Origin of the sequence: Citrobacter sp. LUTT5 (assembly GCF_009905315.1) — a bacterium.
GTDB classification, from domain to species: Bacteria; Pseudomonadota; Gammaproteobacteria; order Enterobacterales; family Enterobacteriaceae; genus Citrobacter; species Citrobacter freundii.
The window spans coordinates 2,468,647-2,482,389 of sequence record NZ_CP047606.1; the positions used below are offsets into that span (position 1 = coordinate 2,468,647).

The window sequence follows — 13,743 nt, forward strand, 5'->3', positions numbered from 1 at the left end:
TACGTAGGGGACTATTGTCAGCACTATGATTTAAATAGCGTTAGTTTCGCATGTGTAATATATGCATATGAAGGGATATAGATAACCGCATAATATTTTCGTGCGTTAACTAATTACCATATATTTAACATTTAATTAAACAAATGCAAACATAAATCGCAAGTGGAATGAACAATTATTATTCATCAATTTGTCTAAAGTATAGCCGGGTTTTATTTGTTTGTGATAAAACCCGGCTTTTTTTCAGGCGCGGCGCGTTGCCAGCCAACAAAGTAGCGAACCCGCGCAGACCATCAGTGCGCCCTGCCAGAAAGATAGCGAAAGCGGTGCACTGAGTAACACAGCAGCCAGTGCAGAAGAGAGCACAGGGGTAAAATAGGATCCTACGGCCATGATGGTCACGTTGCCATGCAAAATGCCAATATTCCACGCCGCATAGGCAAATCCTAACGTTAATGCCGCTGAGAACATTTTAATAATCACCGAAGTGCTGAAAATCATTTCTGGTTGCGGAGTCATAAAATAGTAAATCCACAAACTTGCGGCTGTTAGTAAAACGAACACGGTGATGCCGTTAAAGCCTTTTGCATATTTATTGGTCACCGTGCAATACGTTGCCCAGATAAAAGCGCCGAGAAAGGCGAGAAAATAGCTCAGCGGACTGCTGGCAACATTGCTGATAATTTCATCAAGGTTAAGACCGTTTTCACCACCCAAGACCCAACAAACCCCGGTCAATGCGATAATTAATCCAGGGATTACCAGCCAGGTTGTTTTTTGACCATTAAATAAAATAGCAAACAATATCGTCAAACTCGGCCAGAGATAATTGACCATACCGACTTCAATAGCCTGGTGACGAGTAGCCGCATAACCGAGAGCCAGCGCTAAACATATTTCATAGGTAACAAAAAGCACGCTACCAGCGATTAAATAACGCACAGGAATTTTTCTGATATTCGGAAAGCCGACGGTAAATATCAGCAACAGACCACTTAAGGAAAAAATCATTGCTGCGCCGCCCGCAGGACCCAGTCCTTCACTTACCCCACGCATGAGTCCGACCATCGTGCTCCAGAGCACGATGGCAATGAGCCCAATTAACGTTGCCTTTTGTTTTGTCATTCTGATTGTCTGTCCATGGTACTGGCAAAAATTTAAGCTGAAATTTATAGCACTTTTATACCGTAGCGCGCTAATTAATTGCCTTTCCCATACTCCCTTATGGGTACAAGAGTTAAACAAAGTGCACTATTTAGTAGCGGAACCGTTTCGTTATTGATTTGACGCAAAAAAAATATGGATATAGCTGATAGTTTCGTCGCGAAGTTGTACATGGCATCTTTCAGACTGCCGCGCTGGCGCAATTTGAGAGATTTCCTGTACGAACCCCTGCAAAAAAGAGGAAAGCAATGGACGTCAGCCGCAGACAATTTTTTAAAATCTGCGCGGGCGGTATGGCGGGAACTACAGTGGCCGCTTTGGGTTTTGCACCCAAAATGGCACTGGCTCAGGCGCGAAACTATAAGCTGTTACGCGCCAAAGAGATCCGAAACACCTGCACATACTGTTCCGTAGGTTGCGGGCTATTAATGTATAGCCTGGGAGATGGAGCAAAAAACGCCAAAGAGTCGATTTACCATATTGAAGGGGATCCGGATCATCCGGTGAGCCGCGGGGCATTATGTCCTAAGGGCGCTGGATTACTGGATTACGTGCACAGTGAAAACCGTCTGCGTTACCCGGAATATCGCGCCCCTGGTTCCGACAAATGGCAGCGTATCAGCTGGGATGAAGCATTCACCCGTATCGCGAAGCTGATGAAAACTGACCGTGACGCCAACTTTATTGAGAAGAATGAGCAGGGCGTAACGGTAAACCGCTGGCTTTCAACCGGGATGCTGTGTGCATCTGCGGCAAGTAATGAAACCGGTATGCTGACGCAAAAATTTGTGCGCTCACTCGGCATGCTGGCAGTAGACAACCAGGCGCGCGTCTGACACGGACCAACGGTAGCAAGTCTTGCTCCAACATTTGGTCGCGGTGCGATGACCAACCACTGGGTTGATATTAAAAACGCTAACGTCGTGATGGTGATGGGCGGTAACGCCGCTGAAGCACATCCGGTGGGATTCCGCTGGGCGATGGAAGCAAAAAACAACAATGATGCCACGCTGATTGTTGTTGACCCTCGTTTTACACGTACAGCTTCGGTGGCGGATATCTATGCGCCAATTCGTTCCGGCACGGACATTACGTTCCTGTCCGGCGTCTTGCTGTACCTGATTGAAAACAACAAAATCAACGCTGAATACGTTAAGCATTACACCAACGCCAGCCTGCTGGTGCGGGATGACTTTGCTTTCGAAGACGGTCTGTTCAGCGGTTATGACGCAAACAAACGCCAATATGATAAATCGTCCTGGAACTACCAGTTCGATGAAAACGGCTACGCGAAACGCGATGAAACGTTAAGCCATCCTCGCTGTGTCTGGAACCTGCTAAAACAGCACGTTTCCCGCTACACGCCGGATGTGGTGGAAAACATTTGTGGTACGCCGAAAGAAGACTTCCTGAAAGTCTGCGAAGTGCTGGCTTCCACCAGCGCAGCCGATCGCACCACCACGTTCCTGTATGCGTTGGGTTGGACTCAGCATACCGTCGGGGCACAGAACATCCGCACCATGGCGATGATCCAGTTGCTGCTCGGCAACATGGGGATGGCAGGTGGCGGTGTCAACGCCTTACGCGGTCACTCCAACATTCAGGGGTTAACCGATTTAGGTCTGCTCTCTACCAGCCTGCCGGGCTACCTGACGCTGCCGTCAGAGAAACAGACAGATCTGCAAACCTATCTGGCCGCGAACACGCCAAAAGCGACATTGGCCGATCAGGTTAACTACTGGGGCAACTATCCGAAGTTCTTCGTCAGCTTGATGAAATCTTTCTACGGCAATGCTGCACAGAAAGAAAACGACTGGGGCTTTGAGTGGCTGCCGAAGTGGGATCAGTCCTACGACGTCATCAAATACTTCAACATGATGGATAGCGGTAAAGTCACCGGCTACATCTGTCAGGGCTTTAACCCTGTTGCGTCCTTCCCGGACAAAAACAAAGTGGTGCAGAGCCTCAGCAAACTGAAGTATCTGGTGGTTATCGATCCGCTGGTGACCGAAACCTCAACGTTCTGGCAGAACCACGGCGAGTCAAACGACGTTGATCCTGCGTCGATTCAGACCGAAGTCTTCCGTTTGCCTTCTACCTGCTTTGCGGAAGAGGACGGCTCCATCGCCAACTCCGGCCGTTGGCTGCAGTGGCACTGGAAAGGTCAGGACGCACCGGGCGAAGCCCGCAACGACGGCGAAATTCTGGCCGGTATTTACCACCGTCTGCGAGACATGTATCGCACTGAAGGCGGTAAAGCTGTAGAACCCGTTCTGAAAATGAGCTGGAACTATAAGCAGCCGGACGAACCGCACTCAGAGGAAGTGGCGAAAGAGAACAACGGCTATGCGCTGGAAGATCTCTATGATGCCAACGGTGTACTGGTTGCGAAGAAAGGTCAGTTGCTCAACAGCTTTGCGTTGCTGCGCGATGATGGTTCTACGTCATCATCCTGCTGGATTTATACCGGTAGCTGGACCGAGCAGGGCAACCAGATGGCCAATCGCGATAACGCCGATCCGTCAGGTCTGGGTAATACGCTGGGCTGGGCCTGGGCATGGCCGCTGAACCGTCGCGTGCTGTATAACCGCGCTTCGGCGGATCCACAGGGTAAACCGTGGGATCCAAAACGCATGCTTATCCAGTGGAACGGTACGAAGTGGACGGGTAACGATATCCCGGACTTCAATACCGCGGCACCGGGCAGTGGCACCAATCCATTTATCATGCAGCCGGAAGGGCTGGGGCGTCTGTTTGCTATCGATAAGATGGCGGAAGGTCCGTTCCCGGAACACTACGAGCCGATGGAAACGCCGCTGGGTACTAACCCGCTGCACCCGAATGTGATCTCCAACCCGGCAGCGCGTCTGTACGAGGCGGATAAACTCCGTATGGGCACGAAACAGGACTTCCCGTACGTCGGGACGACCTATCGTCTGACCGAACATTTCCATACCTGGACCAAGCACGCATTGCTGAATGCGATTGCCCAGCCAGAGCAGTTTGTGGAAATCAGCGAAACGCTGGCGGCAGCGAAAGGGATCAACAACGGCGATCACGTGAAAGTTAGCAGTAAACGTGGATTTATTCGCGCAGTTGCCGTGGTGACCCGTCGTCTGCGTACCCTGAACGTCAACGGTCAGCAGGTTGAAACGGTTGGGATCCCAATCCACTGGGGCTTTGAAGGAGTCGCGCGTAAAGGCTTTATCGCCAACACCCTGACGCCGAATGTCGGTGATGCAAACTCGCAAACGCCGGAATACAAAGCGTTTTTAGTTAACATCGAGAAGGCGTAAGGGAGGCGAACATATGTCTATGGAAACGCAGGACATCATCAAACGGTCCGCAACAAACTCCATCACGCCGCCGCCTCAGGCCCGTGATTACAAAGCCGAGGTCGCGAAGCTGATCGACGTTTCCACCTGTATAGGCTGTAAGGCCTGTCAGGTGGCATGCTCAGAGTGGAACGATATCCGCGATGAAGTTGGCCACTGCGTCGGGGTGTATGACAACCCCGCCGATCTCAGCGCCAAGTCCTGGACGGTGATGCGGTTTACCGAAACCGAACAGAACGGCAAGCTGGAATGGCTGATTCGTAAAGACGGCTGTATGCACTGTGAAGATCCGGGCTGCCTGAAGGCATGCCCGTCTGCCGGGGCAATCATCCAGTACGCCAACGGGATTGTCGATTTCCAGTCAGAACACTGTATTGGCTGCGGCTACTGTATTGCCGGGTGTCCATTTAATATTCCGCGCCTCAATAAAGAGGATAACCGCGTGTATAAATGTACGCTGTGTGTCGACCGGGTCAGCGTCGGGCAGGAACCTGCCTGCGTGAAGACCTGTCCGACCGGGGCAATACATTTCGGCACCAAGCAGGAAATGCTGGAAATGGGCGAACAGCGTGTGGCAAAACTGAAAGCACGCGGTTTCGAACACGCCGGTCTCTACAACCCGGAAGGTGTGGGTGGTACGCACGTTATGTACGTTCTGCATCATGCCAACCAGCCGGAGCTGTATCACGGCCTGCCGAAAGATCCGCAGATCGATACCTCTATCAATCTGTGGAAAGGGGCGCTGAAACCGCTGGCCGCTGCCGGATTTATCGCCACCTTCGCCGGGCTGATTTACCACTACATTGGTATCGGTCCGAATAAGGAAGTGGACGACGACGAGGAGGATCATCATGAGTAAGTCGAAAATGATTGTGCGCACGAAGTTTATCGACCGCGCCTGTCACTGGACGGTGGTGATCTGCTTCTTCCTGGTGGCGCTGTCTGGGATTTCGTTCTTCTTCCCGACTCTGCAATGGCTGACGCAAACCTTCGGTACGCCGCAGATGGGACGCATTTTGCACCCGTTCTTCGGCATACTGATCTTCGTCGCGCTAATGTTCATGTTTGTGCGCTTTGTGCACCACAACATCCCGGATAAAAAAGATATTCCGTGGCTGAAAAACATTGTGGAAGTGCTGAAAGGCAATGAACACAAAGTGGCGGATGTGGGCAAGTACAACGCCGGGCAGAAAATGATGTTCTGGTCGATCATGAGCATGATTTTCGTGCTGCTGATTACCGGTATTATTATCTGGCGTCCATACTTTGCACAGTTCTTCCCAATGCAGGTCGTGCGCTATAGCCTGCTGATCCATGCGGCGGCGGGGATTATCCTGATGCACGCCATCCTCATCCATATGTATATGGCATTCTGGGTGAAAGGTTCGATTAAAGGCATGGTTGAAGGGAAGGTGAGCCGTCGCTGGGCGAAGAAACATCACCCACGTTGGTATCGCGAAGTTGAAAGACAAGAAGCGAAAAAAGAGAGCGAGGAAGGGGTTAACTAATCCCTGATGTTCCCTCTACGCAATGGCGCTACATCGGTAGCGCCATTTTTTTGCCAAAAAAACGTCATGTTTCTGTCATATGCTGAACGTAAGGTGTTGTCTTTCCAATAATAGAAGAGTTAAAAGACAATGCATCTGGTGAAAAAACTACTCGCAATCAGCGTGTTTCTTTGTGCTTCAGCTCAGGCGCAGAACATCCTCGAATTTCCTCAGCCGGAGAATAACCCGGAAGAGTTTTATGCCGTAACCGAAATCCCGGCAGGTGGAATGATTAAATATGAAACCGACGCCAAAACCGGGTTTATCGTTGCCGATCGCTTCCAGTCAATGCCGGTTGCCTATCCCGCCAACTACGGTTCACTAACCCAGTCTTTAGCCGGTGACGGCGACCCGCTGGATGTTATCTTTTATACTCGTGCGCCGCTGGCCCCGGGGACGTTGATTAAGCTGCGCGCAATAGGCGTCCTGAAGATGATCGACGGCGGTGAAAAGGACGACAAAATTGTCGCCGTGCCGGCCAGTAAAATTGACCCCACTTATGACAACATCAAAGAATTGAGCGATCTGCCCAAGATTGAAGTTCAACGTCTGGAATCTTTCTTCCGCGTGTACAAAGATTTGCCGGAAGGGCGCAAGAAGGTCGAATTAAACGGTTTCAACGACGCCGCTACGGCAAAGCAAGAGATCAAACAGGCCTGGGATGCCTGGAAAGAGAAAAAACCGCAGCAATAAATGGTATGCCGGATGGCAGGCCTACACGCGCATTTTGCTGGTGTAGGCCGGATAAGCTTGCGCCATCCGGCAATAAAGATTACTTCAGTTGTGAGTTCAGACGCTCAATCTCTTTACGCCATTGCGCCTGTAACAGCGGTTTTTGATGTTTCGGCTTGCGGGCGAGATCGTCGGCCAGACGCTGTTCCAGATCGAGGAGTTGTTCCAGCAATCCATAGCTGTCACAGCTTATTTCAACTTTCGCTTCGACCACCGTTTTGGGAACGGTTATCTCCGCGGACGTTTCCCGAATACGCGCATTGACCGCCTCCAGATCGTGCCATTCACTGAGTTCGCCATTGTCGATTAACCAGAACCGGTTGCAGCTTTGGCTGATAAGCTGCCGGTCGTGACTGACCAGCAACACGCCGCCGTTATAGCTTTGTAGCGTTTCTGCCAGCGCCTCTTTGCCTTCCATATCCAGATGGTTGGTCGGTTCATCGAGCATCAGCAGACTGTAGCGCGCAAGCGTCAACCCAACAAACAGTAACCGGGAGCGCTCACCGCCGCTTAACGTGCTGACTCGCTGCGCATGACGAACCCACGGAAATCCCGCGCTAATCAACGCCATCTTGCGAATCTCTGGCTGCGGGGCAAACGCTTCCAGCGCGTCAAACAATGAATCGTTATCGGCAAGCTGATGCAGCGTCTGGTCGTAATAACCCAGGGTAACGCGCGGGTGTAACACCAGTGAAGGCGATGCCAGCTGTGACTGAAACTGTTGCCAGATAAGCCTTAATAGCGATGATTTCCCGCAACCGTTACGCCCGACAATCGCCACGCGATCGCCGCTTTTTAACCGGATACCGGCAATGGAAAACAGTGTATCTGCACCGGGAGCAGGGACTACAGACAGATTGGTCATCTCCAGCAAACGATCTGCACGCAGGGCATCACCCTGCAATGTTAGTGTCCACTGACTTCCTGACGTCACTTCTGTTTGCACCTCTTTCAGGCGCTGTACCTGTTTTTCCATCTGCTTGGCCTTGCGGGAGAGATCTTCGTTGTCGTAGACCCGCCCCCAGGTTGCCAGCCGTTTGGCGCTGGCAGTCACCCGGTCTATCTCTTTTTGCTCAGCCTTGTGGCGCAGAGCATCGCTGACATCTCTTTCTGCCAGCGCCTGACGCGCCGCGCTACAGGGTAGATCGAAGGCATGCAGGGTGCGATCGCGCAAGATCCAGGTTCCGTGAGTCACCGCGTCCAGCAGCTGCGTGTCGTGGGAAACCACCACAAAACTGCCAGACCAGTTCTGTAAGAACTGCTCCAGCCACAGTAATGTTGGCAAATCCAGATGGTTACCCGGTTCATCCAGCAGCAGCAGGTCAGGATTACGCATCAGCGCCCGCGCTAATAGCAAGCGTGTGTGCTGGCCACCGCTCAACGTTTGCGCTGTCAGAGATAAATTCTCTGGCGTGAAACCCATTTCGGCAAGCAGCGCTTCAACCCGCCATTGTTGAGCCGCACGCTCATGCTCAGGAAGTTGAGCGAGAACGGCTTCCTGCAGCGTAAGAGGCAGTATATCGTCAGGTAGATGTTGTTCTACACGCGCGAGATGGCAGTGATTCGCTTGCGCGATTGCTCCACTGGTGGGTGAAATCGTGCCATCGAGCAGTTTTAACAACGTGCTTTTTCCGCAGCCGTTGTAACCGATAAGCCCGATGCGGTCGCCTTTTTTCAGGGTAAAGGAAAGATCGTCGAATAGCGTGCCGAATGCCGTATCAACGTGTAAGGATTGTGCGGTTAGTAATGTGCTCATTGTTGCTTACTCTAGAGTTACAGGCGTGAAAACGCCTCGTCAAACATCGCTGACGATAACCCGGTAAGCCCGAGAGAAGGGGATTTAGAAGTTAGCTTCGCTCAAGCAAAGTTATCGCAGCACGATACCGATAACGCTTGAGCACTGGCGATCGCCAAAAGCATGTGAAACGATAAAACGTTCACAGTACAGCATAAGTATCCTCCTTTTGTTTTTCAGAGTGTTGATCGGTAGCGAAAGTGTAATCGCAAATTACACTTTCGCGCAAACTTTGCACGCCCGGCAGCAATGTGCCGCCGGGCAAACCGTCAGATAGAAGTACGACGGTAGTCGCGATATTCCGCCTGCCAGAAATTATCGTCAATAGCCTGTTGCAGCGCTTCGGCGGAGGTTTTCACCGCCACACCTTGCTGCTGGGCCATTTTACCGACAGCAAAGGCAATGGCACGAGAAACCGTCTGAATATCTTTCAGTTCCGGTAGCACCAGTCCTTCACCGTTGAGCACCAGCGGTGAATACTGTGCCAGCGTTTCACTGGCCGACATCAGCATTTCATCAGTGATGCGCGACGCGCCAGAAGCAATCACGCCAAGGCCAATACCCGGGAAGATATAGGCGTTGTTACACTGGGCGATCGGGTAAGTTTTCTCTTTCCACACTACCGGTGCAAACGGGCTACCGGTCGCAACCAGCGCGTTACCTTCGGTCCAGGCGATGATATCCTGCGGCGTGGCTTCTACACGAGAAGTCGGGTTAGACAGCGGCATGACGATCGGACGCGGACAATGCTTGTGCATTTCGCGGATGATCTCTTCGGTAAACAGACCAACCTGTCCGGAAACCCCGATCAGGATGTCAGGTTTAACGTTGCGGACCACATCGAGCAACGACAGGACATCTTCTTGTGTATCCCAGTGCTGCAGATTTTCGCGTTTTTGCACCAGTTTGGTCTGGAAGGAGAGCAGGTTCGGCATTTTGTCGGTTAACAGGCCGAAGCGATCGACCATGAATACGCGTTGACGCGCCGCTTCTTCGCTTAAACCTTCTCGCTGGATTTGCGCAATGATCTGCTCGGCGATCCCGCATCCGGCGGAACCCGCACCGAGGAAGACGATGTTTTGTTCGCTCAGTTGGCTACCGGCCGCGCGGCTAGCCGCAATCAGCGTACCGACGGTAACCGCCGCGGTGCCCTGAATATCGTCGTTAAATGAGCAAATTTCATCGCGATAACGGGTCAGCAGTGGCATAGCGTTTTTCTGGGCGAAATCTTCAAACTGCAGCAGTACGTCCGGCCAACGATGCTTCACAGCCTGGATAAATTCATCGACAAATTCGTAGTATTCATCATCAGTGATACGCGGGTTACGCCAGCCCATATACAGCGGATCGTTCAGCAGTTGCTGATTGTTGGTACCGACGTCCAGAACGACCGGCAGGGTGTAGGCCGGACTAATCCCACCACACGCGGTATACAGCGACAGCTTACCGATCGGAATACCCATCCCGCCGATCCCCTGGTCACCAAGGCCCAGAATACGTTCACCGTCGGTTACGACGATGACTTTGATATTGTGGTTAGGCACGTTTTGCAGGATATCGTCCATATTGTGGCGGTTCTGATAAGAGATAAACACGCCGCGCGCACGACGATAAATCTCAGAGAAACGCTCACAGGCTGCGCCGACCGTTGGGGTATAGATAACTGGCATCATCTCATCCAGGTGATTATGCACCAGTCGGTAAAACAGGGTTTCGTTGGTGTCCTGGATGTTGCGCAGGTAAATATGTTTGTCGATTTCGGTTTTGAAGCCCTGATATTGGATCCAGGCGCGTTCAGCCTGTTCTTCAATCGTTTCGACGACTTCCGGCAGTAACCCCAGCAGGTTGAAGTTACGGCGTTCTTCCACACTGAAGGCGCTCCCTTTATTCAGTAAAGGGAATTCCAGCAGTACCGGGCCAGCGTAAGGGATGTAAAGGGAACGCAGTTTTTTAGTTTCGTTTTCCATGTCACTCACTCTTTTTTGAATAACCGTCCCTGGCGCTCTTTATGATCGTATGTGGCCTGTCCGCCAGGGAAACGGGCGAAGTATAAAGCATTGTGAATGGGTTAAGGGGTTTTATAAGCAAAAACACCACTGCGGTTGCAATGGTGTTTATCTCGTTACTCAGTCAGACGTGCGAAAGGCTACTTGCCGTCAGCGCGGCGCTTTCTTCCAGTAGGATTGTTGACCACGTTGGTTTTGTCACCTTCGGTCACGATTTTACGTTGATTTGAGATTTTGTGGTCCAGTCCGAGAATATGACGGGCCTGACGGTTCGATTTCATTCTAACTCCTTAATCCTGTTACTGGTTTCAAGGGCGAGCCCGTATGAGAACGGACGAAATACAACCTGATATAAAGCCGATGTTCAACATAACGGCTTTCTGGATGGTCGGTCATTTTATCTGAAAGGTCAATGCTTAAGCGGCAAATGAGAACTATCCCGTATGTAACATACTTTTCCCCGGGCGTCCTATACTAGTAACTCCGACGACAACACAGGAGAGCGGTAATGACTATCCATAAGAAAGGTCAGGCACACTGGGAAGGCGACATTAAGCGCGGCAAAGGCACTGTGTCGACCGAAAGTGGCGTGTTGAATCAGCAACCGTATGGGTTTAATACACGATTTGAAGGTGAGAAAGGTACCAATCCTGAAGAGTTGATTGGCGCGGCCCATGCAGCCTGCTTCTCGATGGCGCTTTCACTGATGCTGGGTGAAGCAGGGTTTACCCCAGATGCCATTGATACCACTGCCGATGTTTCTCTGGATAAGGTAGATGCCGGGTTTGCGATCACTAAAGTCGCGTTGCATAGCCAGGTGAGCGTGCCGGGGATAGACGCCGCCACGTTTGACGGCATCATCCAGAAAGCAAAAGCCGGATGCCCGGTATCTCAGGTTCTGAAAGCGGAAATAACGCTGGATTACAAACTGAAGTCTTAATAAAGTCGTGCCGGATGTGACCAGTTCTTATCCGGCACCTGATGATGTTATTGCGCTACCCAACCGCCATCCATATTCCACGCTACGCCACGCACTTGCGCCGCACCGTCTGAACATAAGAATAACGCGAGATTCCCTAACTGCTCTGGGGTAACGAATTCGCGCGACGGCTGCTTTTCAGCCAGCAAGGCGTCACGGGCTGCCTCAGGCTCTGCGCCTTCGGCAATACGCTTATCGATCTGCTGCTGGACCAGCGGCGTTAGCACCCAGCCGGGACACAGCGCATTGCAGGTGATTTCCGTCTGCGCGGTTTCCAGCGCGATGGTCTTGGTTAATCCCACCACACCGTGCTTCGCTGCTACGTAGGCAGATTTCTCTTTTGAAGCCACCAGGCCGTGAACAGAAGCGATATTAATGATGCGCCCCCAGTTTCGCGCGCGCATACCGGGAAGCGCCAGACGCGTGGTGTGAAAAACGGAGGAGAGGTTAATCGCGATAATCGCGTTCCATTTATCAACCGGGAAGGTTTCTATCGGTGAAACATGCTGGATCCCGGCGTTATTGATAAGAATATCCACACCGCCGAATTCGCTCTCTGCATAGCGCATCATGTCGGCAATTTGCGCTTCATCGCTCAGATCCGCGCCATGATAGCCTGGCGTTTTGCCATACTGCGCAACAGCGTCTTTGGCAGCATCAACATCACCAAACCCGTTGAGGATCAGGGTGGCGCCAGCTTGCGCCAGCACCTGTGCGATACCTAATCCGATACCACTGGTCGAGCCGGTAACCAGGGCGGTTTTTCCCGTTAAGTTCATGATGATTCTCCTTAAACAATTCCGGTGGTGTAGAAGACGCCGATGACAAACAGTACGGCCAGACTTTTAATGATGGTAATAGCGAAAATTCCGCCATACGCCTGACGATGACTAAGGCCGGTGATAGCCAATAAGGTAATGACCGCGCCGTTATGCGGTAGGGTGTCCATACCGCCGCTGGCCATAGATGCCACGCGGTGGAAGACTTCAAGTGGGATATTGGCGGCATGTGCGGCAGCGATGAAAGTGTCAGACATGGCGGCAAGGGCAATACTCATCCCGCCAGACGCCGAACCGGTGATCCCGGCAAGCGTGGTAATGCTGATAGCCTCATTGAGCAGCGGGTCAGGAATAGCCGCCAGCGCTTTTGACAGCACGAGGAAGCCCGGCAGGGCGGCGATCACTGCGCCAAAACCGTACTCTGACGCGGTGTTCATCGCCGCGAGGATCGCGCCGCCAACCGCCGTTCTGCTGCCTTCCGCCAGGCGACCTTTAATGTTGCGGTAGCCGAAGAGCACCACCAGCAGGATCCCAGAAATCAGCGCCGCTTCCACTGCCCAGATAGCGGTGATTTTACCGACTTCGGTGGTAATCGGTTTGGCAAGCCCCGGAAGTTCAAGTTGATGCGTGGCGCCGTACCACTGTGGGATCCAGCGGGTAAACAGCAGGTTAAATACCCCAACCAGGATCAGCGGAGAGATCGCGATGATCGGGTTCGGCAGATTAATGTTATCCGGCGTTTCCGGCTCGTTTAACAGTTCAGTGCCATAGCCTTCATTCTTTGCCTGCGCTTTACGACGCTGACGTTCGAGATAAACCAGACCGACGAAAATAATAAACAGCGAGCCTATCAGCCCCAGCCACGGCGCAGCCCAGGCGTTAGTCCCAAAGAAGCTGGTCGGAATAATGTTCTGGATCTGCGGCGTGCCAGGCAGAGCGTCCATCGTGAAAGAGAATGCGCCCAGCGCAACGGTGGCCGGGATCAGGCGCTTAGGAATATTACTCTGGCGGAACAGCTCCGCCGCAAATGGATACACCGCAAACGCCACGACGAACAGCGAAACCCCGCCGTAGGTTAACAGCGCACACACCAGCACGATCACCGGGATGGCGTGACGACGACCGAGGATGTTGATAGCGGCGGCAACAATGGAACGTGAAAATCCAGATAACTCGATTAACTTGCCAAACACTGCACCCAGCAAGAACACCGGGAAGTAAAGCTTCACAAAACCGACCATTTTTTCCATAAACAGGCCGGTGAAAGCAGGGCCGACGGCGCTGGGTTCAGTGAGTAATACAGCACCTAATGCCGCGATGGGGGCAAACAGAATGACGCTGTATCCGCGATAGGCTGCAAGCATCAGCAGGCCCAGCGCTGCCAGGGCGATTAATACACTCATCAT

General features: G+C 52.2%; 10 protein-coding genes and 1 pseudogene. 5 read left to right on the plus strand and 6 right to left on the minus strand.

Annotation, left to right across the window (positions count from 1 at the left end):
* Positions 1-243: 243 nt before the first annotated feature.
* Positions 244-1,125: an aromatic amino acid efflux DMT transporter YddG gene (gene yddG / locus GUC46_RS11810; RefSeq protein WP_160180215.1), complete on the minus strand. Its 882-nt coding sequence runs from the start codon at positions 1,123-1,125 to the stop codon at positions 244-246.
* Positions 1,126-1,412: 287 nt separating this feature from the next.
* On the opposite strand from yddG, the gene fdnG reads away from it, so the two are divergent.
* The 4 genes and pseudogenes from fdnG to GUC46_RS11830 all read left to right on the plus strand — a co-directional run.
* Positions 1,413-4,460: a formate dehydrogenase-N subunit alpha gene (gene fdnG, locus GUC46_RS11815; RefSeq protein ID WP_096890184.1), complete on the plus strand. Its 3,048-nt coding sequence runs from the start codon at positions 1,413-1,415 to the stop codon at positions 4,458-4,460.
* A gap of 13 nt (positions 4,461-4,473) precedes the next feature.
* Positions 4,474-5,358 carry a formate dehydrogenase N subunit beta gene (gene fdnH, locus GUC46_RS11820; RefSeq protein ID WP_003833024.1) on the plus strand — a complete coding sequence of 295 codons (885 nt, stop codon included), beginning with the start codon at positions 4,474-4,476 and terminating at the stop codon, positions 5,356-5,358.
* On the plus strand, positions 5,351-6,007 hold the full coding sequence (gene fdnI, locus GUC46_RS11825) for a formate dehydrogenase-N subunit gamma (RefSeq protein ID WP_003020054.1): 657 nt from the start codon (positions 5,351-5,353) through the stop codon (positions 6,005-6,007). The genes fdnH and fdnI overlap by 8 nt, the downstream gene beginning before the upstream one ends.
* A 129-nt stretch (positions 6,008-6,136) precedes the next feature.
* Positions 6,137-6,737, plus strand: a pseudogene (locus GUC46_RS11830) (inorganic diphosphatase); the annotation flags it as partial.
* 81 nt (positions 6,738-6,818) lie between these two features.
* Here GUC46_RS11830 and GUC46_RS11835 read toward each other — a convergent pair.
* From GUC46_RS11835 to sra, 3 genes are all read right to left on the minus strand, one after another.
* The gene (locus GUC46_RS11835) at positions 6,819-8,534 is read right to left on the minus strand and encodes an ABC-F family ATP-binding cassette domain-containing protein (protein WP_160180216.1); all 1,716 of its coding nucleotides are present in this window, start codon (positions 8,532-8,534) and stop codon (positions 6,819-6,821) included.
* A 308-nt stretch (positions 8,535-8,842) separates the two neighbouring features.
* On the minus strand, positions 8,843-10,540 hold the full coding sequence (gene maeA, locus GUC46_RS11840; protein ID WP_003836239.1) for a malate dehydrogenase: 1,698 nt from the start codon (positions 10,538-10,540) through the stop codon (positions 8,843-8,845).
* Positions 10,541-10,719: 179 nt separating this feature from the next.
* Positions 10,720-10,860, minus strand: coding sequence for a stationary-phase-induced ribosome-associated protein (sra, locus tag GUC46_RS11845; protein WP_003020039.1), 141 nt, complete (start codon positions 10,858-10,860; stop codon positions 10,720-10,722).
* Between the two features lie 227 nt (positions 10,861-11,087).
* On the opposite strand from sra, the gene osmC reads away from it, so the two are divergent.
* Entirely contained in the window at positions 11,088-11,519 is a 432-nt protein-coding gene (gene osmC, locus GUC46_RS11850) for a peroxiredoxin OsmC (RefSeq protein ID WP_003020036.1), read from the plus strand.
* A 47-nt stretch (positions 11,520-11,566) separates the two neighbouring features.
* Here osmC and GUC46_RS11855 read toward each other — a convergent pair whose 3' ends face one another.
* Positions 11,567-12,337 carry a 3-hydroxybutyrate dehydrogenase gene (locus tag GUC46_RS11855; RefSeq protein WP_003843689.1) on the minus strand — a complete coding sequence of 257 codons (771 nt, stop codon included), beginning with the start codon at positions 12,335-12,337 and terminating at the stop codon, positions 11,567-11,569.
* An 11-nt stretch (positions 12,338-12,348) separates the two neighbouring features.
* Positions 12,349-13,743, minus strand: a complete 1,395-nt coding sequence (locus GUC46_RS11860; RefSeq protein WP_196491835.1) for a GntP family permease — start codon at positions 13,741-13,743, stop codon at positions 12,349-12,351.

Bases quoted from the DNA above. Each gene is read 5' to 3' on its own strand.
- osmC (WP_003020036.1), top strand. From the start codon at position 11,088: ATGACTATCCATAAGAAAGGTCAGGCACACTGGGAAGGCGACATTAAG.
- yddG (WP_160180215.1), bottom strand. From the start codon at position 1,125: ATGACAAAACAAAAGGCAACGTTAATTGGGCTCATTGCCATCGTGCTC.
- maeA (WP_003836239.1), bottom strand. From the start codon at position 10,540: ATGGAAAACGAAACTAAAAAACTGCGTTCCCTTTACATCCCTTACGCT.
- GUC46_RS11855 (WP_003843689.1), bottom strand. From the start codon at position 12,337: ATGAACTTAACGGGAAAAACCGCCCTGGTTACCGGCTCGACCAGTGGT.
- fdnI (WP_003020054.1), top strand. From the start codon at position 5,351: ATGAGTAAGTCGAAAATGATTGTGCGCACGAAGTTTATCGACCGCGCC.
- fdnH (WP_003833024.1), top strand. From the start codon at position 4,474: ATGTCTATGGAAACGCAGGACATCATCAAACGGTCCGCAACAAACTCC.
- GUC46_RS11860 (WP_196491835.1), bottom strand. From the start codon at position 13,743: ATGATGAGTGTATTAATCGCCCTGGCAGCGCTGGGCCTGCTGATGCTT.
- sra (WP_003020039.1), bottom strand. From the start codon at position 10,860: ATGAAATCGAACCGTCAGGCCCGTCATATTCTCGGACTGGACCACAAA.
- GUC46_RS11835 (WP_160180216.1), bottom strand. From the start codon at position 8,534: ATGAGCACATTACTAACCGCACAATCCTTACACGTTGATACGGCATTC.